This window comes from Acidocella aluminiidurans (assembly GCF_055383125.1).
On record NZ_AP031589.1, the window covers coordinates 1,470,703 to 1,496,580 of the forward strand.

General features: G+C 57.1%; 21 protein-coding genes and 1 pseudogene. 8 read left to right on the top strand and 14 right to left on the bottom strand.

Going from position 1 to position 25,878, the window contains the following annotated elements; all coding sequences use genetic code 11:
• Nucleotides 1-14 precede the first annotated feature (14 nt).
• The 4 genes from ACZ46S_RS07485 to ACZ46S_RS07500 form a co-directional block, all read right to left on the bottom strand.
• A complete protein-coding gene (locus ACZ46S_RS07485; RefSeq protein ID WP_295740362.1) occupies nt 15-869 on the bottom strand; it encodes an ABC transporter permease in 855 nt (284 codons plus the stop codon).
• A complete protein-coding gene (locus ACZ46S_RS07490; RefSeq protein WP_464063980.1) occupies nt 866-1,750 on the bottom strand; it encodes an ABC transporter ATP-binding protein in 885 nt (294 codons plus the stop codon). The genes ACZ46S_RS07485 and ACZ46S_RS07490 overlap by 4 nt, the downstream gene beginning before the upstream one ends.
• On the bottom strand, nt 1,738-3,240 hold the full coding sequence (locus ACZ46S_RS07495) for a DcaP family trimeric outer membrane transporter (RefSeq protein ID WP_464063981.1): 1,503 nt from the start codon (nt 3,238-3,240) through the stop codon (nt 1,738-1,740). Before ACZ46S_RS07495 ends, ACZ46S_RS07490 begins: the two co-directional genes overlap by 13 nt.
• 203 nt (nt 3,241-3,443) lie before the next feature.
• On the bottom strand, nt 3,444-3,767 hold the full coding sequence (locus tag ACZ46S_RS07500) for a c-type cytochrome (RefSeq protein ID WP_464063982.1): 324 nt from the start codon (nt 3,765-3,767) through the stop codon (nt 3,444-3,446).
• A gap of 548 nt (nt 3,768-4,315) precedes the next feature.
• On the opposite strand from ACZ46S_RS07500, the gene hcp reads away from it, so the two are divergent.
• The 4 genes and pseudogenes from hcp to ACZ46S_RS07520 all read left to right on the top strand — a co-directional run.
• Complete coding sequence (gene hcp, locus ACZ46S_RS07505) at nt 4,316-5,968, top strand: hydroxylamine reductase (protein ID WP_464063983.1); 1,653 nt, start codon at nt 4,316-4,318, stop codon at nt 5,966-5,968.
• 54 nt (nt 5,969-6,022) lie between these two features.
• On the top strand, nt 6,023-7,030 hold the full coding sequence (locus ACZ46S_RS07510) for an FAD-binding oxidoreductase (protein WP_464063984.1): 1,008 nt from the start codon (nt 6,023-6,025) through the stop codon (nt 7,028-7,030).
• A 31-nt stretch (nt 7,031-7,061) separates the two neighbouring features.
• Complete coding sequence (locus ACZ46S_RS07515) at nt 7,062-7,526, top strand: Rrf2 family transcriptional regulator (protein ID WP_464063985.1); 465 nt, start codon at nt 7,062-7,064, stop codon at nt 7,524-7,526.
• Nucleotides 7,527-7,627: 101 nt separating this feature from the next.
• Nucleotides 7,628-7,906, top strand: a pseudogene (locus ACZ46S_RS07520) (DDE-type integrase/transposase/recombinase); the annotation flags it as partial.
• Between the two features lie 19 nt (nt 7,907-7,925).
• Here the strand turns inward: ACZ46S_RS07520 and ACZ46S_RS07525 are convergent.
• The 3 genes from ACZ46S_RS07525 to ACZ46S_RS07535 form a co-directional block, all read right to left on the bottom strand.
• Nucleotides 7,926-8,996 carry an IS630 family transposase gene (locus ACZ46S_RS07525; RefSeq protein WP_464062725.1) on the bottom strand — a complete coding sequence of 357 codons (1,071 nt, stop codon included), beginning with the start codon at nt 8,994-8,996 and terminating at the stop codon, nt 7,926-7,928.
• A gap of 122 nt (nt 8,997-9,118) precedes the next feature.
• Nucleotides 9,119-9,496 carry a hypothetical protein gene (locus ACZ46S_RS07530; RefSeq protein WP_464063986.1) on the bottom strand — a complete coding sequence of 126 codons (378 nt, stop codon included), beginning with the start codon at nt 9,494-9,496 and terminating at the stop codon, nt 9,119-9,121.
• Between the two features lie 198 nt (nt 9,497-9,694).
• Nucleotides 9,695-10,378, bottom strand: a complete 684-nt coding sequence (locus ACZ46S_RS07535; protein ID WP_464063987.1) for a hypothetical protein — start codon at nt 10,376-10,378, stop codon at nt 9,695-9,697.
• Between the two features lie 293 nt (nt 10,379-10,671).
• Here ACZ46S_RS07535 and ACZ46S_RS07540 point away from each other — a divergent pair, with 293 nt between their 5' ends.
• Entirely contained in the window at nt 10,672-12,690 is a 2,019-nt protein-coding gene (locus ACZ46S_RS07540; RefSeq protein WP_464063988.1) for a phosphocholine-specific phospholipase C, read from the top strand.
• A gap of 26 nt (nt 12,691-12,716) precedes the next feature.
• Nucleotides 12,717-12,845 (top strand): hypothetical protein, encoded by a 129-nt coding sequence (locus ACZ46S_RS07545; protein WP_464063989.1) that lies wholly within the window; start codon nt 12,717-12,719, stop codon nt 12,843-12,845.
• Here ACZ46S_RS07545 and ACZ46S_RS07550 read toward each other — a convergent pair.
• Both ACZ46S_RS07550 and ACZ46S_RS07555 read right to left on the bottom strand, forming a co-directional pair.
• A complete protein-coding gene (locus ACZ46S_RS07550) occupies nt 12,842-14,368 on the bottom strand; it encodes a DUF6538 domain-containing protein (protein ID WP_464063990.1) in 1,527 nt (508 codons plus the stop codon). The genes ACZ46S_RS07545 and ACZ46S_RS07550 overlap by 4 nt on opposite strands.
• Before the next feature lie 354 nt (nt 14,369-14,722).
• Nucleotides 14,723-16,132 carry a mannose-1-phosphate guanylyltransferase/mannose-6-phosphate isomerase gene (locus ACZ46S_RS07555; RefSeq protein ID WP_464063991.1) on the bottom strand — a complete coding sequence of 470 codons (1,410 nt, stop codon included), beginning with the start codon at nt 16,130-16,132 and terminating at the stop codon, nt 14,723-14,725.
• A gap of 105 nt (nt 16,133-16,237) precedes the next feature.
• On the opposite strand from ACZ46S_RS07555, the gene ACZ46S_RS07560 reads away from it, so the two are divergent.
• Nucleotides 16,238-17,926, top strand: a complete 1,689-nt coding sequence (locus ACZ46S_RS07560; RefSeq protein ID WP_464063992.1) for a hypothetical protein — start codon at nt 16,238-16,240, stop codon at nt 17,924-17,926.
• Between the two features lie 530 nt (nt 17,927-18,456).
• Here ACZ46S_RS07560 and ACZ46S_RS07565 read toward each other — a convergent pair.
• The 5 genes from ACZ46S_RS07565 to ACZ46S_RS07585 form a co-directional block, all read right to left on the bottom strand.
• Nucleotides 18,457-19,086, bottom strand: coding sequence for a DUF1796 family putative cysteine peptidase (locus tag ACZ46S_RS07565; RefSeq protein WP_464063993.1), 630 nt, complete (start codon nt 19,084-19,086; stop codon nt 18,457-18,459).
• Nucleotides 19,087-19,174: 88 nt separating this feature from the next.
• Nucleotides 19,175-20,758, bottom strand: a complete 1,584-nt coding sequence (locus ACZ46S_RS07570; RefSeq protein ID WP_464063994.1) for a hypothetical protein — start codon at nt 20,756-20,758, stop codon at nt 19,175-19,177.
• Between the two features lie 87 nt (nt 20,759-20,845).
• A complete protein-coding gene (locus tag ACZ46S_RS07575; RefSeq protein WP_464063995.1) occupies nt 20,846-21,067 on the bottom strand; it encodes a hypothetical protein in 222 nt (73 codons plus the stop codon).
• Entirely contained in the window at nt 21,064-23,508 is a 2,445-nt protein-coding gene (locus ACZ46S_RS07580; RefSeq protein ID WP_464063996.1) for a glycosyltransferase, read from the bottom strand. Before ACZ46S_RS07580 ends, ACZ46S_RS07575 begins: the two co-directional genes overlap by 4 nt.
• Nucleotides 23,508-24,926: a DUF6212 domain-containing protein gene (locus ACZ46S_RS07585; protein WP_464063997.1), complete on the bottom strand. Its 1,419-nt coding sequence runs from the start codon at nt 24,924-24,926 to the stop codon at nt 23,508-23,510. The genes ACZ46S_RS07580 and ACZ46S_RS07585 overlap by 1 nt, the downstream gene beginning before the upstream one ends.
• 697 nt (nt 24,927-25,623) lie before the next feature.
• Between ACZ46S_RS07585 and ACZ46S_RS07590 the strand changes: the two genes are divergently transcribed.
• On the top strand, nt 25,624-25,854 hold the full coding sequence (locus ACZ46S_RS07590) for a helix-turn-helix domain-containing protein (protein WP_464063998.1): 231 nt from the start codon (nt 25,624-25,626) through the stop codon (nt 25,852-25,854).
• The last annotated feature ends 24 nt before the right edge of the window (nt 25,855-25,878 follow it).

The following is a 25,878-nucleotide window of genomic DNA, read 5'->3' on the forward strand; positions in this document are numbered from 1 at the left end:
TCCTTTGGTTATATTTAGATCGAGTTTCTTGCGCCGTCATTGGCGCTGGCGGGACGCCAGGCCAGGAGACGTTTTTCGGCCAGCCCCATCAAGCCTTCGGCGCTGATCGCGATGACGCCGATGACGAGCATCGCGCCGAACACGCCGTTCGTATCGAAATTATTCTGGGCGGTGGAGATCACCAGCCCCAGACCATGCTGCGCGCCGAGGAATTCGCCGACAATCGCGCCGATGATGGAAAATCCGAGTGCGACGTGAAGGCTGGCGATAATCCAGGACGTTGCCGAGGGCACCACAACATGACGCACCACGTCGAGCCTGGAGGCGCCGAGGATGCGGGCATGCGCGACGAGATTACGGTCTACACTTTTCACCCCCTGATATGCGTTGAAGAACACCACGAAGAACACCAGAACCGCCGCGAGCATCACTTTCGACGGCAGCCCCAGCCCGAGCCAGATCACAAAGATGGAGCCGAGCACGATGCGCGGCAGCGCATTCACCATCTTGATGTAGGGGGTCATGATATCCGACAGAAGCGGAATTTCACCCAGCAGCACACCAAAAAACACGCCCGCCAGCACGCCGAAGACAAAGCCGAGGATCGATTCCTCCATCGTCACCCAGATCTGGTACCAGAAAGACCCATAGGCCGTTCCGTTAACAAACCAGTCCCCCAGCCGCTTGACGATCCCAATCGGCGAGCCAAAAAAGAACGGATCGACGAGTTTGAGATCGGTCAGGATCTGCCATAGGCCGAGGAAGATCACCAGTGTGCCGATCCGCCCCAACATCACCAGGCGGCGATAGCGTTGCGCGCGCTGTTTCGCGAGCAGCGCCAGATCAATGTCGCGTCCACCGTTCATCATGCTGTCTCCTTCTTGGCCGCCGCCATCGCGTATGAACGCTCGACTTCCTCGCGCAGCGAATTCCAGATCAACTTGTACAATTCCAGAAATCTCGGTTGAAAGCGAATATCCTGGATGGCGCCGCGCGGACGCGGCAAGTCGATCTCGAACACGTCCTTGACCGTCGCCGGGCCGACCGTCATCACCACGACCTGATCGGCGATGGCGATCGCCTCTTCCAGATCATGCGTGACGAACATCACCGAGGGCTTGCTCTGCTCCCAGAGATTCATCAGCTCGTTGGTCATGATCGCGCGCGTCTGCACGTCCAGCGCTGAAAATGGTTCGTCCATCATCAGCAGCGAGGGATCATTGATCAGCGTCGCGGCCAGCTGCACGCGCTTGCGCATGCCGCCGGAGAGCTGGTGCGGATAATGATTTTCAAAGCCGGTAAGGCCGACCGTGGCCAACCACTCCCTCGCCTTCTCCATCGCCTGCGCCTTCGGTATGCCATTCATCAGCGGACCAAAGGCAACATTGGCGATCACGGATTTCCATGGCAGCAGCGCATCGTTCTGAAACACGAAGCCAACACCGGGCGTAATGCCCATGACGGGCCGGCCGGCAACGTGAATGCTGCCCGCGCTTAACGTGTCCAGACCGGAGGTCAGCGTCAGCGTGGTTGATTTGCCACAACCCGTCGGCCCCACGATGGCGCAGAACTTTCCCGCGCCAATCTTGATGTTGACATCCCGGATGGCGGTCATCGCCTGTCCCGTCGGCGTCACGAAACGTTTCGTGACGCCTTCCAGGACGATGTCTCCGCCACTCGTTGAATTACTTACCATGGAAAAATCCCCGCCTTCATGTTGCGGGCGTTCCGTTTTCTTCAGAAATGCCATATGCCACCAAAAATGACCTTTTCCGCATTCTTCGGGGGAACACCCGTGGATTTTTGAAACTGTTTCTGGCCGAGCCAGAACTCGATGCCGATATCAGCGCTTGGTACCGCCTGCCAGATCAGATTGGCAGCGGCGGTCTTGGTCGCCACGGCATTCGCCGTATCAGCCGGCAAGAAGCTCGACAGATTGTCGTGGTTATAGCCAATGGTGACTGTCGAACGCAGCGTCTTTGTCCAGAAATGCTGGTAATAGAGGGCAAAGCCCTGATCGTCCTGGAGCTTGCTGCCAAGAATTTTTGGGGTTCCGGTCGTGCCGTTATTCACAGCCAGCACGGAAGCCACGTTCGCGCCGAAATCGTCGGGAATATAGCGGCCGATCGAACCGGTCCAGTATTGGCCCCCGAAATTATCCTTGCCGAAGGCCTTGTTGATCGCGCCCATGTTGAGCGTCGTACCGAAGATTGCGGCACCGGTGACATGGCTGGTGCTGGTACCGTAGCCGTCAGTGTAGGCGATATCGCGCAGCACGCCGGACAGCTGCGCGTGCAGCAGGGCGTTGGTGTATTGATAGCGAACGCTGAAATCGGGCATGCGCTCGGTCGGCGAGGCGACCTCGATATTGTCGCGCGTATCCTGATAGCCGGATTGCGGATTTTCCGCGGCAAAACTCAGGATGTTTTTCTTGTTGATCGGCCAGGTATAGCGGATCTGCTCGGTACGCTCGGCCGGCAGACCGGCGGGGCCGGCGAAGTCCAGTGTCTCGGGCGTGTCGTTATTATCGATGAAGTTGGAATTCAGCATGCCCAAGGTGAGCGGACCGATGGTGCCGTAGGCATAGACGATGCGGGCGGAATAAGAATTGTTCTGGAGCGCCTGATTATAATCGCCGCCGGCGACATAGCCCCAGAGGTCGATCGCGAAATTCGTGGTCACCGGGCCGAACCGGCTGGGCGTGCTGCTCTGCACGACCAGGCGTGAGACCTTGCTGTTATACTGGAAATCGCCCGCCGTCGCGCGCCGGGCGGCACTGTTGGGCAGCAGATTGCCGATCGAGAATTTCGGCCCGAGATTCTGGGTCGGGTTATATTCCGCCTGCAGATTCACGAATCCGCCGATATGGATGGACGTATCCGTGCCAGGGATCAGGAACGAACCAGGCAGCACGCCCTTGGTGACATATTGGTTGTTCACCACACCCCGCTTTTCCGCCCGCGTTGGCGGAACGGCCAGCAAGGCGGCCTGGGCCTCCTTATTATGCTGCATGACCAGAGCTTCCTCGTGCTGCTCCCGCGCGGCCAGCGCCGCCGAGGCCGCGCGCTGGCGAGCCTGCTCGGCGCGCTCCTGCGCCTCATGCCCCTCGACGGTTTGCAACTTCGTTGAAAGCGCCTTCAACTGTGCCGAGAGCTGGTTGATCTGCGCCTGCATGTCGGTGACCGACTGGGCATGCGCGGCAACCGGAAACCAGACAGCCAGAATGGCGGCGGAACTCATTAATCCGCGCCTCACACCAAGCTTCATAGATGATCCTCCCATTATGTTTTTTCACGCGGTCTTGGACTTCGCGTGTGCCGAATAAGGGGCCGGGAGCATTCCCCCTTCATGTCGGTTAGTTTGTAAAAATTTAATGTTGGATGCCAACAAGGCAAAAAAAACCCCGACGCGGTTGCGCCGGGGGGCAGCTGGCGCGTTCCCGCTCAGCTTCGCAATGTCTTGAGATAAGCAATGATATCAAGAGCTTGCGCCTGGGTGATCTTGCCGGCCCAGGCCGGCATCGGCTGGTCCAGCCGCTTGCCGTCCTCGTCACGCGCCTGCAAAATCGCGCGCAACATTAATTTCGTGCTATGGTGATAGGTGGTCTCCAGCCCCGGCGCGCGCAGATCGGCGGAGACGGCGTCACCGAAATGCACGCCGCCGGCGCCGCTGGCGAGGTGGCAGCCGCTGCAATTGCGCATATACAGCGCCTTTCCGGCAGCCGCGCTGCCTTGCTGCGCCAGCGCCGCGCCGGACGTCAGGACCAAGGCCGAGAGAGCCAATAACGATGTTCTGAACAAGCGAACCTCCATATATTTATGTTATATTCAAACCGGCCGCGTTATGCCGCGAACCAGGCGGACATGCCAGCGGCGCGGCATCATCAAACCGCGGCACTTCGTCTTCACTCCAAAGCTTCGGCAAAGATGCCGCGCTTGCAAGGGAATAAAACAAATAGAGGGGCAGACCAATATCACCCCGGCACATTCAGCTTCATCTCTGGCACATCGAAGCGTTATCTCGCCTCCCCTTCCCGCTCAAGCCCCTCAACCCGGCCGATGCAGGCGGAACCGAGCGATTCTGAGCGCAGCTTCTGGGCAGTCTTGGAGGCTGTACGTCAAGCCAGGCGCTCGATGCACGGTGGGGGGGGGGGGCCTGATATGCGTCTGTCGAGACCAGAGCGGCCGCGCGCCACGCATGAACGCCGCCTGGCTGGAGACAAAGCCTGCCCGTTGATCTGAATCAATGGTCGCCGCGCAGAAAGATGTATTTAGAATGCCCTTTAAGGGTGGAATGATTTTTCGAGGAGCAGGCAATGTTTTGTTTTCAATGCGAGCAGACGGCGCGCCAGGACGGGCTGGCGGGCTGTGCCAGCGCCAAAGGCGTGTGCGGCAAGGATGAGACGACGGCGGATCTGCAGGATCTGCTGATCTACCAGCTGAAAGGGCTGGGCGAGTTGAGCAGCCGGCTGCACCGGCGCGGCACGCCGGACCAGGGCGCGGACAGCTTCATCCTCTATGCTTTGTTCACCACCCTCACCAACGTAAATTTCGACCGCACGGTCTTCGTCAAGCTGATCGCCGAGGCGGCGAAGCTGCGCGACAGGCTGCGCGGCGCCCTGGAGGCGGCCGGAGAGCCGCTTAACGGCCTCAGCGCGGCGGCGCATTTCGCCCCGGCGGCGGATCTGGCCGGGTTGCTGGCGCAGGCCAACATCGCCTCGGTGCGGGCCGGGCTGGAGCTGGTGGGTGAGGATGTGATCGGGCTGCGCGCATTGCTGCTCTACGGGCTGAAAGGCGTGGCCGCCTATGCCCATCATGCCGAGGTGCTGGGCGAACAGCGCGCCGAAATCTATGCCGGCATCGCCCATGCGCTGGATGTGCTGGCGCATGACCCGGCCGATGTCCCCCCGCTACTGGAAGAGGCACTGGCGCTGGGCCAGTTGAACCTGACCGTGATGGAGGCGCTGGACGCCGCCAATACCGGCAGCTTCGGCCAGCCGACGCCGACAAAGGTGCGCACCAGCCCGGTGGCCGGCAAGGCGATCCTGGTCTCCGGCCATGATCTGCGCGATCTGCACAAGCTCCTGGAGGCCACGCAGGGCACCGGCATCAATATTTACACCCATGGCGAGATGCTGCCCGCCCATGGCTATCCGAAGCTGCACGCCTACCCGCATCTGGCCGGGAATTATGGCGGCGCCTGGCAGAACCAGCAGCAGGAATTTGCCGACTTTCCCGGCCCGATCGTGATGACCTCGAACTGCCTGATCGAGCCGCGCCCCGCCTACCGCAACCGCATCTTCACCGCCGGGCCGGTGGGCTGGCCGGGGCTGCGCCATATCCAGCATGACGATTACGCCCAGGTGATCCAGGCCGCCCAGGCGATGCCGGGCTTCGCCGCCAGCGCGCCGGAGACCACCATCCTGGTCGGTTTCGCCCGCGCCGCGGTGCTGGGCGCGGCGCAGACCGTGATCGACGCGGTGAAAGCCGGCGCGATCAAGCATTTCTTCCTGATCGGCGGCTGCGACGGTGCGGCCCCTGGGCGCAATTACTATAGCGACTTCGCCGACCACGCCCCGGCCGATACCGTGCTGCTGACCCTGGGCTGCGGCAAATACCGCTTCAACAGCCATGAGTTCGGCAATATCGGCCCGCTGCCGCGGCTGCTGGATGTCGGCCAGTGCAACGACACCTATTCCGCCATCCAGATCGCCAGCGCCCTGGCGGGGGCGTTTGGCTGCGGGGTGAATGATCTGCCGCTGACATTGGTGGTCTCCTGGTTCGAGCAAAAGGCGGCGGCGGTGTTGCTGACGCTGCTGGCGCTGGGGCTGCGCAATGTGCGGCTGGGGCCGAGCCTGCCCGCCTTCCTGACGCCGGCGCTGCTGAATGTGCTGGTGGAACAATTCGGCGTGCAGCCGATCACCACGGCCGAAGCGGATATCGCGGCGGCGCTGGCCCGCGCGGCCTGAACCGCAAGCCTGGCCGGGGCACGCCCCGGCCAGGCTTTTGCCAGGGACAACACGATGAACCTCACTTTACTGACCCGCGACGCGGTCCGCCTGGAACTCGATGCCGCCCCCGGCCAGAGCGTGCTGGAGGCGGCGGAAGCGGCGGGATTCTACCCGCCCGCCATGTGCCGGGACGGACAATGCGGCCAATGCGCCGCTTATGTGACCCCGGGCGCCTATGAGATGCGCCCGCACAGCCCTGCGGCGCTGCCGGACGGCCCAGGCGGCGTGCTGCTCTGCAGCTGCCTGCCAACGGCCAGCCTCGTCGTGGCGCTGCCCTATGACGACGCCCGGCTGCCCCGCCAGAGCGTGCCGGTGCGCGCGGCAAAGGTTGAGGCGCTGCACCCGTGCGGAGCGGCGGCGATGAGCCTGGTGCTGCGGCTGGTGCCGGATGCGGCAAGCGGCCAGGCGGCGGATTTTTTGCCCGGCCAGTATATGGAGCTGCGCCTGCCCGGCGGCATGGTCAGCCGGGCCTATTCGCTGGCGAATCTGCCGAACTGGGACGGGGAATTGGAATTCCTGATCCGCCTCGTTCCGGGCGGCGCTTTTTCCGGCTGGCTGGCCAATACGGCAAAGCCGGGAGACAGCCTGGAGCTGCGCGGACCGCTCGGCCATTTCACTCTGGACGAGGCCAGCCCGCGCCCGCGCTGGATGGTCGGCGGCGGCTGCGGCTTCGCGCCTTTGCTCTCGATGCTGCGGCAGATGGCGTCCTTCCAGGATTCCACCCCGGTGAAGCTGATCTACGGCGTGAACCGGGCGGCGGAGGCGGTGCCGGAGGCGCTGCTGGCGGAATTGCGCGCGGGCCTGCCGCAGCTGGAAACAACCCTCGCCGTCTGGCAGCCGGAGCCGGGCTGCACAGCCTTCCAGGGCAGCAGCGCCGAGGCTCTGGCGGTGGCGCTGAAGGCGGCGGCAACGACGCCGGATCTTTATGTCTGCGGCCCGCCAAAGATGCTGGACGCGGTGCTGGCGGTGGCGTCCGAGGCCGGTCTGCCGCCCGCGCAAATTTTCGCCGAGCGGCTTTAACCGGCCCGGCGGCGGGGGGTATAGTGCAACGATGCATCTCACCCGGTTCACCGATTACGGCTTGCGGACGCTGATCTACCTGGCCATGCGGCCCGACCGGCTGGCGCAGATCAGCGATATCGCCGCCGCCTACCGGGTTTCCGAAAACCATATGACGAAAGTGGTGCACCGGCTGGGCCAGGCCGGGCTGATCGAGACGCTGCGCGGCCGCCAGGGCGGCCTGCGGCTGGCGCATCCGCCGGCGCAGATCCGCATTGGCGATGTGGTGCGCAAGCTGGAGCCGGATTTCGCCCTGGTGGAATGCCAGGGCGATGGCAGCTGCGCGATCCGCGGTGCCTGCCGGCTGGAGAGCGTGCTGGACGAGGCGCTGGCGGCGATGCTGGCGGTGCTGGATCGCTACACGCTTGCGGATGTCATCGCGGGCAATATGGCATCCCTGCGCCGGCGCCTGGGCCTCGCGCTGCCGGACGGTGGGATGCCGGGCCGAATGACGTAAAAGCGGTCATTGAGAATGACGCGTGAGGTTTTCAGTAAATCCATAGAGGCGTTCAGCCGTTCCACCGCATTTGTCGTGCAGATGATTTTATGATCGCCGCATTGCAGGCAAAAAACGGGATCACCTCTCCGGCCTACATCGTCGTTAAAGCGGGCGATGAATTCAAAGCTAAAACTACGGCGCCAAATCAGCTCTGGCAGACAGACTTCACATATTTGAAAGTCATCCGCTGGGGCTGGATGTATCTCTCAACCGTCCTGGATGATTATTCCCGTTACGTCATCGCCTGGAAGCTGTGTACCATGATGCATGTCGAGGATGTTACCTACACGCTGACCCTGGCCCTCGAAGCTTCAGGCTGCGCCTCCGCTAGTGTCCTGATTCTGAAGTTTCCCTGATTTATTTGGTGGCGAGGCAAAAACGCCTGATAGACGCGAGTATGTCATCGGCGGATTTGGTCCATTTGAACGGCTTTGCATCGTTGTTTCGGGCATCGATGAAGGTGTGGATGGCGGTTTCGAGTTCCGTGGTTGAACGATGGACACCGCGCTGGATCTGCTTTTCGGTCAGCATTGCGAAGAACCGCTCGACCTGGTTGATCCACGAGGCGCTGGTCGGGGTGAAATGCACATGCCAGCGCGAGCGTTTGGCAAACCAATCACGGATAACCTGGGTCTTGTGCGTGGCATAATTGTCCATGACGATGTGGATGTCGAGATCGCTCGGTACGGCATCTTCGACACGGTCAAGGAACTTTCTGAATTCTGTAGAGCGGTGCCTGGGATAGCATTTGCCGATGATCTTGCCGGTTGCGATATTGAGTGCTGCGAACAACGATGTCGTGCCATGGCGCGTATAGTCATGGCTGCGCCGTTCGATCTGGCCGGGGCGCATCGGCAGCAGCGGTTGAGTGCGATCAAGTGCCTGTATCTGCGACTTTTCATCAACGCATAGAACCATGGCACGTTCGGGCGGCGCCATGTACAGCCCGACGATATCGCGCACCTTGTCAACAAACAGCGGATCGGTGGAGAGCTTGAAGGTCTCGGTACGATGAGGTTTCAGCGAAAACGCCTGCCAGATGCGGTGGATCGTCGAGGGGGCATAGTTGGTTCTGCGTGCCATCGATCTCAGCGACCAATGCGTGGCGCCTTCGGGCAGCGTTTCCAGCGTCAAACGGATCGTGTCTGCGATTGCTTCGTCACCAATCTTGCGCGGCGCGCCGGGACGGGGTTCATCATACAATCCATCAAGCCGATCGGTGGCAAAGCGTTTGCGCCAGACCGAGACCGTCATCTGGGTGCAGCCAAGCCGCGCTGCTATCTCCTTATTTTGCAAACCATCGGCAGCCAGAAGAACAATACTCGCGCGGCGAGACAACCCAGCCCAGACCTTGCGCCCTCGCTTCAGCCGCTCAAGTTCCGTGCGCTCCCCCTCATCAAGTTCAATTGCTACCGCGACCTTGCCCATTGATCATGCCCCTTCAATCCAGCATAATCATAGATATTTATCGATCATGACACTGGATGAAAATTTGGGGTCAAATTCTTGGGAAAATCAACACCCTCGCCCCCCTGGGCTGGAACAGCCTTTTACTGAAGCGTCTTCAGAAAACTTTTTTGATAGGAGAAGAACGCGACCAAGCACATCAGAACGACAACCGCTAAAGCCAGAATGAAAAGTTGAAATTCGGCGGCTTGAACCATGTACGCCGTAATAACGAGGAGCACACCGATAGGTATATCCAGTACCATCAGTGTCTTGAGAATCAGAACTGGGACCTTCCCATAGTTCCGCGCGCGGAGGCCCAGAACGTCAGCGGTATGGCCACGATCCAGAACAAAGGCTGAGCCTGGGGAAATGGGTTTGGTGGCGTCAATCCCAACAACATCAGGCAGAGCGCCAATGATGCCAAATAAACCGCCGCCGAACAGATGAAGGTCGGTACGTCGCGCCTTAGCCGTTCCCATTCCGGGCTGCCGTTGCGACCTTTTTTCACGCGTGCCTGCGGCATGTCACTTGTCCGGTGGAGACGAAATCCAGATAATCAAATCATGGGTAGAGCCCGTCAGCGCCGAGCCCGCCATGCCAATGCCGGCCGAAATGGCCGACAGGAGCCGCCGCTTGATCACGCTGCTGATCTTTGTGGCGCTTACCCGCTTCGCGCCCTACAACGCAAGTTGTTGCGTAACGCGCAATCTTTGCGGCCGGGACATTTGCTCCCCAAATACATTTTGCCACGTGACACCAGTTTCCTTCATGGTTGCGTCCGCTTCCATGATGTCGGTGATGGCCCCCTTTGCCCCAAGCAACGCGACAACGTCCAGGCCGCGCATCGTCCACACATATGTACCGCTTTTATCGAGGCTAGTATTGACGTTTTCATGCCCGTTGAGCATCGCCCCGACCCTAAACGCTGAAACGGAACAGGAAGCCGTCGACGCCACCGCGCCGCCCCAGAGAAATGCGGTACCCCAAAGCGATTGGCCGCCGGTGACAGGCGCGGTCGCGGAGGTCCCCACAACGCCAACCCAGGCGAGTGCGGCGCCACCGCAATTGAAGCCGAAGGACAGCCATTCCTGAGCCGGAGACGTGGTGGCGGTCCGCCGCTTTGCCGCAACGGTCGTAACAACGGGGCTTGGGCGGAATTCGAAAATGACCGTATCACCGCCGGCGGGGGTGGCACGCAAGGTGCGGGTCGTGGAGTTCGCAATCAAAACGATGCCCATGCCGCGTATTTCGGGCACGGAATCGACGGCTTTGACAAGCACGCTGCCCAAAGGGGGCATCACCAGTCCGAAGCTCAGTTGCGAGGGGGGCAGACTTGATAAGGAAGCGCTCATGATGATCATTCCCCTTGGTATTGGCCTGGAGGCAGTTTGTGTCACCATGAGATCCGTTGCAAGCACAGAGGGCTCCAGAATGGCTTTTTAACGCCTCAAGCACGGCTTGGTTCAGGTTCATCCCCGCGTGCGCGGGGAACGCCAAATCATGCCTCCGTCCGTGGTATAGGAAGCCGATAATCTGCCTGCCTTAACCACCGCCACGTTTTCGGGGTGTGAAACCTCAATGAAGACGCGTCTGAAAGGCTAGCCCCGCACCCGCATTTCGTGAGATGGCGCGCCGGCTATCTTCGGGAGCCCTCATGCCGCAACGCCGCGATCTACTCAAATCCTCCTTGGCTGCGACCGGCTTCTCCGCCGCATCGATTCGCCGTGCCTTGGCAATCCCGGCGGCGCGCACGCATCACAGCATTCAAGATGTGCAGCATATCGTCGTGCTGATGCAGGAAAACCGCGCCTTCGATCATTATTTCGGCACGCTGCGCGGCGTGCGCGGCCAGAATGACCGCTTCATTGTGCGCCGTGCAGATGGCAAGCCCGTCTGGTTTCAACCGCGCGAGGATGGCAACGGCGATCTGCTGCCCTTTCATCTGGACACCACGCGCAGCGGCGCGCAGGCGGTACAATGGCTGGATCATAGCTGGGGCAAAACCCAGGCGGCGATCAATGCCGGGCGGATGGATGCCTGGCCCGCGAACAAAACCGATATGACGATGGGCCATTACACGCGCCAGGATATTCCTTTTCATTTCGAACTGGCCGACGCCTTTACCGTTTGCGACCATTATTTCTGTGCGGTGCCAGGGCCGACCCACCCGAACCGCATGTTCCTGATGACCGGCACCAACGACCCTACCGGCCGGGGCGGCGGCCCGTTGCTGGACAATACCGACATCGTCGATGACGCAAAGCTGCTGCCTTTTACCTGGACCACCTACCCGGAGCGGCTGCAGCAGGCGGGAATTTCCTGGCAGGTTTATCAGCAGGGGCTGGATTGGAAGGATCCTTATAACGGTAATTACGGCCTCAACGTGCTGCAGAATTTCAAGCAGTTCATCGACGCACCTGAGGGTTCCCCCTTGCGCGAGCGCGGCTATTCGGTGCGCACGCTCAACCAGTTCGCTGAGGATGCGCGCACGAGCAAGCTGCCGCAGGTCTCCTGGCTAATGCCGCCCGCCGCCTTCTCTGAGCACCCTAAATACATGCCGGCCTACGGCGCCACCTACATTTCCGAAGTGCTGGACGCGCTGACCGCCGACCCGGCGGTGTGGGCGAAAACCGTGCTGCTGGTGATGTACGATGAAAATGACGGCTATTTCGACCATATGGTGCCGCCGCAACCGCCTACCCCGGTGCTGCCGGGCGAGAGCACGGTGAGCACCAAAGGCGAAATTCATCAGGTGGTGAACCGCACCCACAAGCCGCTTTATGAGCGCGACGATCTGCCCTACGGGCTCGGGCCGCGCGTGCCGATGTTCGTGATTTCGCCCTGGAGCAAAGGCGGCTATGTTGACAGCCAAGTGTTCGACCACACCTCCGTCATCCGCTTCATCGAGGCGCGCTTTGGCGTGGCGGAGCCAAACATCTCACCGTGGCGGCGCGCCGTCTGCGGCGATCTTACCAGCGCCTTCAATTTCACCAAGCCCGACCATGCGCCGGCCAGCCTGATCAACACGGCGGGCTTCCGCGCCAAAGCTGATGAGGAGGTAAAAACCCTCCCGGCGCCGGCAGCCCCTGCCACGCTCGGCACCCTCGTCGGACAAGAGCCCGGCACCCGCCCGGCCCGCGCTTTGCCCTACGAGCTGGCCTGCGATATTCAAGAAGAAGCCGGCGGCTTCACCTTGATCATGGAAAATACCGGCCGCGCCGGCGCGTGCTTCTATGCCTACCCGGCACAGCCAGGCCAGAAGCCGCGGCGCTATACCATCGGCGCGCGGCACGCCATGACGACCGCCCTGCCCGCCGCCTTCGGCGGCATCACCCTGCACGGCCCGAACGGTTTCTACCGCGCCTACACGCCCGGCGCGCCAGGCGTGCATCTGCAGGCCCGCACCAAGGCCGGGCAGTTACATCTGCGCCTCGAAAATCACAGCGCGGATACCACGCTGACCCTTACCGACATGGCCTACGGCGCGCCGGCAACCTCTCTGCCTTTGGCCGCCGGTACGGTGCATGAGACCGTTTTGGATCTCAGCGCCAGCCAGCATTGGTATGATCTACGGATCACCGCCGGTACTGCGGCCTGGCGTTTGGCGGGCCACGCGGAAACCGGCGCCGAGAGCGTCACCGACCCCGCCGCCACCGCGCCAATTCTTGCCTGATTCAACACATCACCCCAGAGACCAAAGTGAGCCTCGGCTATATTATCCATCTCGCCAATTATTCTGACGGTATCCTCTACATCCTCGCCGTGCTGCTGCTTCTGGCGATCGCGGTGATGCTGGACCGCCGCCTGTGGCTGCTGGATACACGCTAACCAGACAAATGAGCATCGTCGGCACGTATAGCCCTCCCCTTCAAATCAAACGGCGCTTTCACAGATGTCACCATCAAAACCGCCTCCTGCTCCGACAGCGCGCGGCCATAGCCAGCCCCGACCGATCCCCCTTCATGGCCAAAAACCTTGTTCGCGAGCTCATCGCCAACATTTGCGGCTCTCAGCATCTGCCTGAAACTATGCCGGAGCGAGTAAAGCACCAGATCCGGGCTCTCCAGCACGTGTTCCCCAATATAGCGATTCAAATATTTCGACCACGCCGCACCCGAGCGCGGGTTGTCAGCAAGCTCCAAAAGCCCTCGCCCCGCTTCAGCCTGCCGCTTCGCCCATCCCAATATCCCCATCTGGATCAATTCCGGGATCAACGGTACCAATCGCGCTGCAGCCCGCGTTTTCTTGCCGGATTGGCGCAAATCCAAACACCAAACCTCTCCAACTTGGACAAGCTTCGCCGGTGCCGTTGCAATTTCTTTGGTCCGCGCACCAGTGAAAGCCGCTAGCGCCAGGAACCAGGCTGCCGCCTCATCGCTCTGGCTTAAAGTCCGCTCCATAAACAGCGGGCTGCTGAACAACCGGCGCAACTCGTCAACCGTGAACGCCCGCCGATTATCAACACCCATCCGTTCCTCATGCGTCTTATCGCGCCCTTTCACCCCGCCAAAACGGTCATCCTCGACATGCCCCGCCTCAACCGCCCAGCTCATGAAAATCTTCACGTGATTCAGCATCCGCACGATACTGGCATGGCTCAGCTTACCGCCGCGCCCGCTATCCATATCTCGTAAATGATCGGCAAAAAGCTTCAGGTCGCCGCGCCGGATTTCGGCAATGGGCTTGTCGCCTATCAGCCTACGCCAGTGGTCAAACGCATGATTATAACTCCAGACCGTCTTGTCGGTGAGCCCAGGCTTGTCAGCCAGAAATTCATCCGTGAGGCTATGCCAGGGTGGCGAAACCTCCACCTCAGGCGCTGGAGGCACATGATCAGCCACGGTTTCGGCCCGCACTGACGTCATGAAGCTCCCCGGGTTTGCCACAAATCGCGGTACCTCCATCTCATTATAAGGAGTCATTGGCTCAGCCTCCTGAAAGGCCACCCCGGTCCGCCAACCTTTCTGCACCCCGCCGGTCAGCGCGCGCAGCTCGGCCTGATATTGCGCCTGCAGCGCCGCCATCTCCTTTTCATGTTGGAGGCGCAGCTGATCCAGACGCGCATGATAGTCACACCCCAGGCGAAACGCCGCATCCGCGAGAGCATCGGCTCCCGTGGGCGGCATCCCCAGACTGTGCAGTGTGTCTCTCATCCTGAGACACAGCATGTGGAGAAACGGTGAAACCACCAAATATATTTTTGCAGCGCGCAGCTTCGCCTGCGCGGCATCGCGGGTCAGCAGCGAGGCGACCACATGCTCCCGGCCCAAAACAGCCCCCGCCAGAGGCGGCACGCGCAGCCGGAAATAATACCTTTCTCGACGTCTTTCGACGTAGGAACACAACGCCATTTCTGTCGTCCCCAGGTGGCACAAGCGTGTGTCACAAACGGGGGACGACACCCAAAATATCTAGCAATATCAATGTCTTGGAAATTGTGGCGTGCCATTCGCCATGAATGTGATAACTGGAAGGCTTTGAATTCATTATGAAAATTTTTCTAGGAATACGCTAAACCTGATCGCTCCACAATGCGTTCGGACCTAAAACCCGAATAAACCAAGGACATATGTGCGGATTATAGAGCTTAACTGGATCTATCACTGCAGTTCATCCCGCGTGGGCGGGGAACGCGAGGTACTGCCGAGCGCGGTCAAGGCTACTCGGACAATGCCTTCCCTAGTAGATGAAAAATGCGGAGCGCTTCAGCTCCGCCCATAATTATCTTCCAGACGGACGATATCGTCCTCACCGAGATACGACCCGGACTGCACCTCGATCAACGTGAGCGGAATGCGGCCGGGATTATCCAGCCGGTGCACGCAGCCGAGCGGCAGATAGATGCTCTCATTCTCGCGGATCAGCAGTTGCTCGTCATCGCGCGTGACCAGAGCGGAGCCGGCGACCACCACCCAATGCTCGGCGCGGTGGAAATGTTTCTGCAGCGAAAGCCGGCGGCCCGGCCAGACGACGATGCGCTTCACTTGGAAGCGCTCGCCCTGGATCAGGCTTTCATAGAAGCCCCAGGGCCGGTAGCTGCGATATTGCGCCTCCGCCTCCGGCCGCTTCTGGGCCTTGAGCTTGTCGACGATTTTCTTGACGCTCTGCGCCTCGGATTTATGCGCCACCAGCACCGCATCCTGGGTGGTGACGACGACCAGGTCTTTCACCCCCAAGAGCGCGGTCAGCATGCCCTCGGAGCGGGCATAACAATTCTCGGCCGCTTCCAGCACCACATCGCCCTCGGCGAAATTGCCTGAGCCGTCCTTGGGCGCGATCTCAGCCAGGGCCGACCAGGAGCCGACATCCGACCAGCCGAGCGAGGCCGGGACCACGGCGGCTTTGTGGGTTTTCTCAGCGATGGCGTAGTCGATGGAGATGTCCGGCGCCTTGGCGAAGGCTTCTTCGTCCAGACGAATGAAATCCAGATCCGTATGCCGCCCGGTAATGGCGGCGCGGGCGGCGGCCAGCACCTCGGGGGCGAGGGCTTGCAGCTCCTCGATCATGATGTCCGCGCGGAAGACGAACATGCCGGAATTCCAGAGATAGCCGCCTTGGGCGAGCATGGTCTCGGCGGTGGCGAGGTCCGGCTTTTCCACGAAGCGGGCGAGCTGGTGCACACCGGGCAGGCCGGGCAGCGCCTCGCCCTGGGCGATGTAGCCATAGCCGGTTTCGGGTGCTGTCGGCTGCATGCCGAAGGTGACGATATGGCCGGCGCGCGCGGCGGCGGCGGCTTTCGCCAGGGCTTCATGCAGGGCCGGGACATCTTGGATCGCCGCATCGGCGGCCATGATCCAGAGCACGGCATGCGGGTCGGACTCGGCGGCGAGCAAGGCGGCGGCAGCGATGGCCGGCGCAGAATTGCGGCCCACCGGCTCCAGCACGATGCGCGGGGCTTTTACCCCGGCATCGCGTAGCTGCTCGGCGACGATAAAGCGGTGTTCCTGGTTGGCGACCACGATTGGCGTGGTGAAGCCGGAACCTGCTGCACGGAGAGCAGTTTCGGCAAGCATCGGTGTTTCGGAGATCAGCGGCCAGAATTGCTTGGGAAAGCTCTTGCGTGAGACCGGCCAAAGCCGTGTGCCCGACCCGCCACACAAAATTACAGGCGTCATTGTAGACACCTTTTTGCAAAACGCCGGTACAGCTGCACAATTAGTAACACTCATCGGAGCACATTCCAAAACAAATCTCAAAAAAATGATAAAGAGCAAAGATGAATGGAGTACGCAATTCGATCAAACCAGAAAATCAGGACATTAGGTCACAGTTTTGCCCTGCGCAACCGCTTCACGAGATTAATAAATCTATCTTACCCCGTAAAAACGAACTTCACATACAACACACCGGCCCTTAAAAGGCTATGGCTATCATTAAAAGCCAAATCGGCATGGAACTCAATGGTTGATCAATACTCGTTCACTCGTAGGCGGCGTCTGCTCCTTATTCACCATACTGAGGGACACTTCGAGGTAGCACTGAGCTTTGTGGCACAGCTGAAAGATAACTTTGATGTCCACCTGTGGTCAAACTCGTTGCACATTCGAGAGAGAAAAGATCTCGTCGATATCTTAGGGATATCCCTTTATCAAAGCAATCTTGAATATGACGCCGCGGTTTTTTTAACGCCAGACCACCCCTGGGATAATCTACCATCGTTTATCTGGCAGATTATTTGGTCAAGGCCGGTGGTCGCTGTTACGCACGACAAAACCGCCAACATTCCTTTCGATCATTTTTATCTGCACCCTCACGGCTACCCTTCAGGTGTAACGGCAGACATAGGACTTGATCTGTCTCACCTTCGTCCTCAGAAAGTCGCTGGCGAGGTGGTTCTGGTCGTTCAAGGAAATGTTTGGCCCGTTAGATCATATGGCCTACTCGAAAAAATTGCACGTCTAAACGACGGAATCGTCATTAAAATTGTTGGCTCTTACTCTGGAGATGCATCTGAACTGATCTCAGGCGACCTCATCGAGTCTGGAAAAGTATCTTTTTGCTTCAACCTACCAGAAGTCGCGTTTTATCGAGAATTAGCCACAGGGCACTTCATCCTGCCACTTATCGATCCGCAACGGTTTCCACGCTACTTCGAGTCGGCGTTAACGAGTTCTATTACCGCAGGGATAAGCCAATCAATTCCATTTATTGCGCACAAAGAATTGTTCGATCTTTATCCGTTACAAGGTATAGCATACGACAACGACTCGACGCTTTTAAAAGCTGTTGAAGAGGCTAGAATGATGGATACTACTACCTACAAACAGCATGTTACTCGACAACGGCAAGAACGAAGAGCGCTTTCAAATGATTTCGTTTTTAACTTTTCGCTGTCCGTAGCTAAATTAGGCGTTCTAAACAAGCGCTTTCCTCTCGGTCGGTTTTTCGACTTAGTTCAGCAAAACAATCTGTACTGGGACAAAACAACAGAAACTCTCCATTTGCCGGAATACTTCTTATCGCGGCTTTTAAAACCGCTTTTTGGCTGGTTCTCAGATACGCATGAAAAAAAAGGGGTAATTGAAATTGGTCGTCCAAAATTGGCTGCGTACTTGTTGCCGCTTTTGGCACGCATTCATGTGGATGAAGAATGGTATAGAGCCAATTACCTGCTCCCCGGTGAAGAAAGTATTGATCCAAGAGCGCATTTTATCGCGTGTGGATATTTCCGGAATAATTCTCCCACAGAACTTTTTTTCGACAAAAAATTCATCGAACAAAACTTCAGTTCAAGCGATGAAATCCCGACTGACCTTACTCACTATTTTACATCCTCACCTGAAGCTCTTGGGCTTCGTCCTCATGAGGGGTGGCTCAAAACTGATTTCTTTAAGCCTTCAAGCAAACCTTTAAGCGATCAAACGAAGAACAGTTTAAAAGTACTAACTAATGGCGAAATTTCTTTTTGAAAAGTAACTGGTGGCTCCGGAACGCCATCGCCCGCGCTTGGTGCTCAGTGCCCTTCACCGCCACGTAGTGTATGTTCGGGCGCAACGCGGCCTCGGCGATCGACGCCGCGTCGGCGGCGTCATTTTTCTGGCGTTTGACAAACGGCTTCACATAGATCGGCCGCAGCAGCGGTACCTAATGGCCACAGGTTGTGTAACTCGCCCCCAATAATGGCTGGTAGCGCAGGCTTCCATCGCCACAAAGCACGGGGGCTGCCCTGTCAGCATCTGCTCCAGCTTTGTGCGCGATACCGCTCGGTTGAATAGAACCGTCCCGCCCCGATCCACAGCACAGATCTGGAAACTTCTTTTGGCAAGGTCAATCGCCAAGACATGAACATCCGGCATATTCCCTCCTTCCAAGGTGTCACCATGGCACCAGATAGGCAGCACCATACAACTCAGGTAGGGGACATCCACCCCATCAGTTCATTTCTACAGATTCCCTCTAAGCCCTTAAGAGCTGGATGAGAACCGGACCAAGATCAGTTCTACACCCAGTTACAAAAGCGCAGTTCCTCCTTATGCGGAAATTCGCGAAACACCGCGTCCCAGCTTTGCAGATGCCCATCACCCTGATCATCATATTTCGCTAATCGACGCATATAGCGGTTATATACACCATCTATGCCCCAATCAGGCTCCATGCGGCTTTCATCCTGAATCACCACCAGCGCAAAGTTCAACTCGCCATGAGCCTCCGCAAGAAAATCCCGCACGCGTGTAACCGCATCACGAATATCGCCATCGTCCTCATTCCGATAAAAATAGGCGATCTTTTTACCACTCGCCGCATCTTTATAAAACTTTTCGATCAAATAAGCAGCTTTTTCCCGATGTCTTGCGACATCATCGGGGAAGGCAGGATGAGTTGCGGACTTCCGCCCCTCTCCTTGCAGATGGAAATAAAAGTCACCGCGGGTTTCGTGCACAAGCCACTCGTTCGGCTCAAGATTTTCGAGCTGAAACAAACCTTCAAACCGTGTCCCCAAAAGATGATTGAGCGATTTTAATGAGGTTACATTCCAACTGAAGAAGCTCGATGAATCACGGCCTAGTATTCTACGAAACTGGAAAGCTACTTCGCAGCGGTTCCCAAGCGATACATATTCATCAAACACAGAAATGTTCCTTTTTAAAACAAACTAAAACCCCGTAACTCTTAAATCTATAATGGCGTAAGCAAAAAAATCACCACTCGTTTCAAAATTATTGTTCCTTATTATTCACAACTTCCTTAATCAGCTCGAGAGTTGGCTTGACTAAGTGCTCCCAATTCAAATGAAAATTATTTCGGGTTACATGGTGCCGCTCGGAAGGCTCATCCACTACGAAACGTTCATCGAGATGGATAGTCGGAGTGATATCAGCACGAAAATTCTTATTATGCCAAACTTTCAAGGGCCAGCTATGAGTGCTTTCTTTTCCTAAAACCGAGAGATTTGAAAAAGCCAACCCAGGCATATTTGAGAGCCATTTATATAAAGCCATCCCGGAGCCCGAGGGGGCGACAAAAAGTTGCGCCGCGTCGTTGAGGACAATGCTTTCGAAAAAAGTCCGCCCGACCGAAAATTCTACTCTAACATTTTCAGGAACCGCAGCCTTAATAGAATTGGCCATTCGAAGCTCGGCATCCAAAGACATCCAGCCCGTCGTCCACCCCTTAGCAGTGTCGCTGCTAAGACCGTCAATTATAAATGCGGCATTAGGATAGGCGGCATGAATAGCACAGAATAATTTGGGAAGCCCATCCTCCTGCTCAAGCCACTCGCGGTTGTCAAGTCGTATCGTTGTAACAATTAATGGCTCTGCTTCGCTTTTTAGATCATCTACTAACCGCAAAAACTCATCATCGCAATTTTTCTTGGAATAAGCTAAAATTCGATTGGCGAACTCTCTAGTAAAAACTTCGTCTTTTACAGTGAAGAGCAACAAATTATAATCAAGCATTTCAAGAAACATCTGCTCTTCATTATGGATTTCGATCACGTCGCTTTTGTTTTTCACAAACTCTGGGTAGAGGTCATATAGAGAACCAAAAAAATTTTGTCCTGAAAAAACCAAAAACTTTTTAATTTTATCTGCATCACAGCGTTGAAATAAATTGGACCACGCCGTCTGTATGTTCCAAAGATTATGGGACATGTGCGGGCACCAAAAGTCTGTGACAGCAATCTGCCTACAGCCGTTAGTTTCTGATGGGTACAAATAACTATCGAGTTTAACTAAATGCCTAGCCCAAATGACAAACCATTTAGCGATTACACGCTTGATTGCATCTTCTTCTAAACCACTCCACACATAAAGAACCGTTTTTGATTCAGGAAAAACCCAGACTGTCTCTACAAAAAGCGAAACCATAGTAGCTGACATTTGGGATGCAAGACAAAACCTATTTCCGTATTTATGGAAATACCACTCTTGACCAAGCGAATTATCTGCATCTGTTAAATCACCTGAAAATGGGCTTAAAAGTCGATGCTTACCTGCCTCGATCGCTTTAGAAATTGATAAGGTACGACAGGAGGTTTCACCGACCGGCAAAGCATCAAGACCTAGCGACGCAAGCGCTATTGCTGCTTCGCCCTCGCTTGCTATTTGAAGAAATTTTTCATTTAGTCCCAAATAGCCGAGATCTAATGACTTATCCGAATCAACCCTAATAAACTGATAATTTTCTTCGAGCTGGGCCAGCCAAAACAGCTCTTCGGACCAATCCTGTCTAAACTCAACGACGCTACGGCGCAGGAAAAAGTCAGTCCAAATATCAGAGGCAACGCACAAATCAGTCACTCCAACCTCGTTCTAAAAACAGCAAGCTGCTTATACATTCTTAACTCTACCTGACGGTGATTGCGACGGCTAGTCCGGCGAGCTATATCAAGCCGCTTGTTTTTCGATAATTCTTTCTACCTTCTCCAGTAACCCCGCGGCGGTATTTTCCCAAGTCAAATTACTTGCCCGAGCGAGCGCGTTTATCCCTATTTTAGCGCGCAGAACCGGGCTATCTGCAAGCCGGGTCAACCTTGATAGACTTGTCGCAACCACCTCGTTCAACCCAGAGTTGGGAATGATATAGCCATCTTTTCCGTCATCGATCATCTCGCACACCCCCCGGTGTCGGTGGCAATCGGGATGGCGCCGAGGCTCTGCGCCTCGAGAATGATAAGCGGCGAGCCCTCCCAGCGTGACAGCAGGATGACAACATCCGCCCAAACCAACCGCTCCATGATGGCCGCGCGGTCGAATACAGGCGGCTCAAAGATCAGTCCCTCCTCACGCCCCTGCCCGTCATCCACGACCTGACCGCCAACGAAGCGCCATTCGATGGGCAAATCTGACGCCCGCGCGCAATCCACCAACGCCGTCAGCCGCTCCCCGCCTTTCTGCCGATCCCGCCGGCCAAGATAAAGCACTCTGAGCTTGCGTGGCGGCGCCGTGGGTAGGCTCATCGCGTCAAGCTGTTCCGCGCGTAAGGCACGAAAATTGTCAGAAACCGTGAAGCTCGGGGCGTTGGCCAGGTAAACCAGCTTTTCCTGCGGCATCCCCGCAGCGGAGCAAAAATCCAACAATGTACGCGCCGGCGCACAGACGATATCGAACGCGTGTTCGTAGGCCAGTGTAACGTAGGGGTGCCCGATGGGCGTGTTGAACGAGTCACGGTCCAGTAGATGCAGCGAGTTGATGATAACCGCTCCCTGGCGGCGCAGCCAGCCCATCACCTCATAGCCATGATTGGCCTGCAGGATCATGACCGCATCACAGCCGGTCAGCAGCCCACTCAGGCGCCCATGGTTTCCCCAGATCGGCCAAGTGTACAGATCCTGTCCGAAATATTTCAGATGCGTCGGCACCCACCCCGCGTAAGACGCATCGTTGAGGAATGTAATCGTATCGAAAACATCAAGCAGCCGTGCCGGAGCTCTTACCTCATTGCGTTCGGTCACCACCAAACGTGTGCGCCAGCCCGCGGCCTTGAAACGGGCCGCCACAGCGATACCCACCTGCTCCACACCACCAAAACTCACAATCGGCAGCAGAAAAGCGATCTCTTTCTGCTGGCTATGCGAAACCCTGGCAATGGGGGCAAAACCGCCGAGATAGTTGCGCACCCTTTGGTACAGATCGGTACTTACGATGACGCCGTCATTCACGCGCCATTCCCAACTTGGTTGTTGGTCGCGATGATGTGGAGAATTGCGGAGTTGATGAAAAAACTGGAAGAAGAACTCTACCTGCAATGCAACGCCATGGCGTTTCAGAATTGAGGATTGGAACGGCGCTGCCAGGCGAAGCGCAGCGGCGTTGGGCTCCGGCGCGTTGCTGCGAATGGTCTCGATCCAGGACGTATAGGGGTCTAGCACGCAAGCAGTGAGCAAGTTTTTCTGGATCGCCAGAATATGCACACCAGAGCCGATAACGTCTTCATACTGCTCCGGCGAAGCCGGCGAGAGGGATATCCCATCGGCAAGGCTTTCCAATGTTGCAATCAGAATCCCGTGCTGCTCCAACGCGTCCTCAATCTGCCAGAAGATCGCGTCGGCCAGCTTCAGACGCAGCAATTCCTGTAGAATTCGCTGGTCGATGAACACAACAAAGTTCGGAAAATGATAATGCGCGGGATAGTGATGATTGCCCCAAAAATGCGTATCCAGGTCCACCACGTCGCCGGCATTGCTTGCCTGCCCAGCAATGCTGGTAAACGCAAAACGGCGCTTGGCACTATCCACAACGCAGTAGCGCGGTGCCAACCTATGCTCCTCTCCCAGCAAGGCGCGGGGCGAAAATAATTTCTTATGCTTTTTCCGCATTTGCGCAATGATCGCTTCGCCATCGCGATCAGAATTACGCACCATGCTTTCACGCCGGGCCCGATATTGCAGCCCGAAATCCGCACAAGGCGCCCCACGGAAACCCGCTTCCAACCCTTGCAGCCAGAACTCCCAATCCTCATAACCTTGGCGCATGGTCTCGTCGAAAAACACCCCAGCGTCGAACACACGGCGATGCACTAAGCTGCCTGCCTCGCATATATTCTGAAACAGATGTTGCAAGGGATTGTAGGGGGCGGAGAAATCGACATTATGTTCGAGACCAAATTTATCGATATTCGGGTAAACCCAGTCGGCACCCGTTTCATCCATCTTGGCCAAAGCCCTGCGCATGGCTCCCGCCCCCAGGCGGTTATCAGCGTCCAGCAGGTAAATCGCCTCGATCGACGGGTAGCGCGCGAAGGCGAAACGGATTCCCCGGTTGCGCGCAGCCGACAATCCTCCGTTTGGTGTCTTGATGTAATCAACAATATCCGGCCGGCTCATTGAAAATGTCAGGCAGGTTTCGTCGGTCTCTGGGTAGGGGCAGCCATCATTCACGAGAATAATGACACCGTTACTGCGCTCTGCCTCACGAATCGCCGCGTTGATCGCCTCGCTCACCAGCACGGAGTGCTTGAAAATCGGAATCACCAAGGCCAAACGCGGGCGCCGGGCCGCCTCACCCCGTACGGCCAAGGGCTGCGAAAACTCTATGGTAACGGCCGACATCAATAAAACTGCCCCTTAAATGTCAGCTTAAGGAATTGAGCCCAACCAAAGGAAGAATTGCCTTCTTCCGGCAAGCGTGTCAGCAGCAGGAGGTCCATCTTTTCGTAGGTTTCGTTGGGCAGATCAAGCCTTACAAAGCCGCGGGTTAAGGGCGGTAGACGCGTCCAGTCCGAAATTAAAGCACTTGGCGGCAAGCTACCATCTGTTCCGATAGCAAGGAAATCCGCAGGTGGCAGAACGGCAACAGCGTATTCTATAATACTAGCTTGGTCGTTAGCGGTCTCCACTTCAGCAAGGATGGTATCCGTGCCTACCGGCACACCGGCCTGTACAACCGCTACCGCAATGAGATTTTCAAGTGGATGCACCTGCAGCCGCCCCTGGTCGGGCAACAAAGTCACAAGCTCAAAGCCACAGCTTTCCTGCTGACCCGGAACCTTTTTCACGTCCCACTCCCCGTTCACGGAGAGTTCGATTTGAGTTACACATTTCTGATCGACGCGAATGGTCGGCCACATCTGGCTGGTCACGGACAGGGGCGCACCAGGGATCGACTTCCATGTCTTGAAGGCCAGCGATCGCATTGCCTGCTTGTCGTTGATCGTAGCAGACTTGTCTGTACGTAGTTGCAAAGGGGCGAGGCTGAATAATGGCGGCGGTTCGACAGCAGTTTCAAAACGCAATTGTAGCTGTGGCGTGGTAGGCCAGAACCGTTCAGACTGCTCAAAAGCGAAGGTTACCCAACCTTGGGTCAATTTTTGATAATCTACGTGCCAAGTAAGGACGACATCTTCATCTTCGGCCGCGAGCAATTCAACATGAAGCGTGCCCTTGGAGAACAACGGAACCGGCGCAGACAGGAATAGAGCGAAGCCACACATTGACCGGAAATCCACAGGAAACGGCTGCATTACGCTCTGCACGTCCGACGGCAAAGTGACACCCCCGTCCGCATCGGGCAGATTCACGAAGCCCAGCGCCGGCGGCATCAGGCCGTTATCGCACACGAAATTCCGCAGGGAATTGTAGTTATTCTGGACTTCTTCGTGCACCGCGCGCAATTCTGCCAAACGCCGCATGAGATCGGCGTTCAACCGCGCCGCGCCGCGCAATTTTTTACTTAAATCCGCAAGAAGCTCAGGGGTCTTCGGACCGTGCCCAACAACAGGTATCGTAACTTTCTCGACGTTCAGCCAGTTCTGTAACGCCGCATCGGCTGTATCATCAGTAACAATCGCGACCGCGTCGTTCGAGGGATAATCAACCACATGACGGGTCTGGCAATCCGTAAGCTGGGCCAAATCCCCATTAAATGAAACCGCATCGATTTTGAAATATTTTGCGTAGTCAGAAAGAGCTAGAACTGCGTCACCGTGAAGAATGACACGCCCAAGGGAGGGCTCATCGAACTGCATCATCTAAAATACCCAAAAAGCTGTTAATCTATTTTAATACTTTTTGAAACAAAATGTCTACAACCTAGAGAGCCACCGGGGCCCATTGAAACAAAAAGTCTACAACTTAAAGACCCACCAAGTCATGTATCTTTTTTTGTATCATGGGAGCGTTAATAAACCACCCCGTTGTTCTTCGGAGCTGTCACAACTCCATGGCTTGGCGGCATCGGGATTGTAATTAACGTATCCACTTGCTTCGAAAGCCCGCTCAGGTCTGTGGATTTTGCGGCCTGGAGCGCATTAGTGTGACCTGCCTGAGCACTATGGCAACTGGGAGAGCGTACCCAAACGCTTCAGCGGCTGTGCCACGGAAAGTCTGGGAGACGGCATTTGAGACGCCGACGGCTGACCGTGACAACCAGCACCTGATGATCGACAGCGCCATTGTTCGCGCGCATCAGCAGACGGCGATTGGAAAATAGCGAACAAAATCAGGTACTAGGCCTTCCCGATGCGGCCCGGCAACCAAAATTTACAGCCAGCGATGCGCTGGGCTGCACAATATGGCGTAGCGTCGTCTGCGCCAAACTTCATCAACTTCGTCAAGCTCACGTGTATATATAGGACGTGGACCTGTCGCTGCGCCATCTTCCGCACCGCCCCCCTTCGCACCGCGAATCGCCCCCCATGATGCCTCGTTCACTTTCACGAGGTACCCATGACCAAGACCTTCCGTTCTTTTCTCCCGGCCCAAGCCAGCGCTGGGGCTGACCGGCCGCTGGAGAAGCTGATCAAGCTCTCAGCCGCAGCTGGCATCCTCGGCGTCTCGGCCGTCACAATCCGTCGCCGCGTTGCTGACGGCTCCCTCACACCGGTCCGCATCAATGAGCGGCTATATTTCGAACCCGCCGAACTGCGGTCGTACATCGCCCAGCACCGTAAGATTTGAACGCCATGCTCTGCCCGAGGGGAT

Bases quoted from the DNA above. Each gene is read 5' to 3' on its own strand.
- ACZ46S_RS07485 (WP_295740362.1), bottom strand. From the start codon at position 869: ATGATGAACGGTGGACGCGACATTGATCTGGCGCTGCTCGCGAAACAG.
- ACZ46S_RS07490 (WP_464063980.1), bottom strand. From the start codon at position 1,750: ATGGCATTTCTGAAGAAAACGGAACGCCCGCAACATGAAGGCGGGGAT.
- ACZ46S_RS07495 (WP_464063981.1), bottom strand. From the start codon at position 3,240: ATGAGTTCCGCCGCCATTCTGGCTGTCTGGTTTCCGGTTGCCGCGCAT.
- hcp (WP_464063983.1), top strand. From the start codon at position 4,316: ATGTTTTGTTTTCAATGCGAGCAGACGGCGCGCCAGGACGGGCTGGCG.
- ACZ46S_RS07510 (WP_464063984.1), top strand. From the start codon at position 6,023: ATGAACCTCACTTTACTGACCCGCGACGCGGTCCGCCTGGAACTCGAT.
- ACZ46S_RS07515 (WP_464063985.1), top strand. From the start codon at position 7,062: ATGCATCTCACCCGGTTCACCGATTACGGCTTGCGGACGCTGATCTAC.
- ACZ46S_RS07525 (WP_464062725.1), bottom strand. From the start codon at position 8,996: ATGGGCAAGGTCGCGGTAGCAATTGAACTTGATGAGGGGGAGCGCACG.
- ACZ46S_RS07530 (WP_464063986.1), bottom strand. From the start codon at position 9,496: ATGGGAACGGCTAAGGCGCGACGTACCGACCTTCATCTGTTCGGCGGC.
- ACZ46S_RS07535 (WP_464063987.1), bottom strand. From the start codon at position 10,378: ATGATCATCATGAGCGCTTCCTTATCAAGTCTGCCCCCCTCGCAACTG.
- ACZ46S_RS07540 (WP_464063988.1), top strand. From the start codon at position 10,672: ATGCCGCAACGCCGCGATCTACTCAAATCCTCCTTGGCTGCGACCGGC.
- ACZ46S_RS07550 (WP_464063990.1), bottom strand. From the start codon at position 14,368: ATGGCGTTGTGTTCCTACGTCGAAAGACGTCGAGAAAGGTATTATTTC.
- ACZ46S_RS07555 (WP_464063991.1), bottom strand. From the start codon at position 16,132: ATGACGCCTGTAATTTTGTGTGGCGGGTCGGGCACACGGCTTTGGCCG.
- ACZ46S_RS07560 (WP_464063992.1), top strand. From the start codon at position 16,238: ATGGAGTACGCAATTCGATCAAACCAGAAAATCAGGACATTAGGTCAC.
- ACZ46S_RS07575 (WP_464063995.1), bottom strand. From the start codon at position 21,067: ATGATCGATGACGGAAAAGATGGCTATATCATTCCCAACTCTGGGTTG.
- ACZ46S_RS07580 (WP_464063996.1), bottom strand. From the start codon at position 23,508: ATGTCGGCCGTTACCATAGAGTTTTCGCAGCCCTTGGCCGTACGGGGT.
- ACZ46S_RS07585 (WP_464063997.1), bottom strand. From the start codon at position 24,926: ATGATGCAGTTCGATGAGCCCTCCCTTGGGCGTGTCATTCTTCACGGT.
- ACZ46S_RS07590 (WP_464063998.1), top strand. From the start codon at position 25,624: ATGACCAAGACCTTCCGTTCTTTTCTCCCGGCCCAAGCCAGCGCTGGG.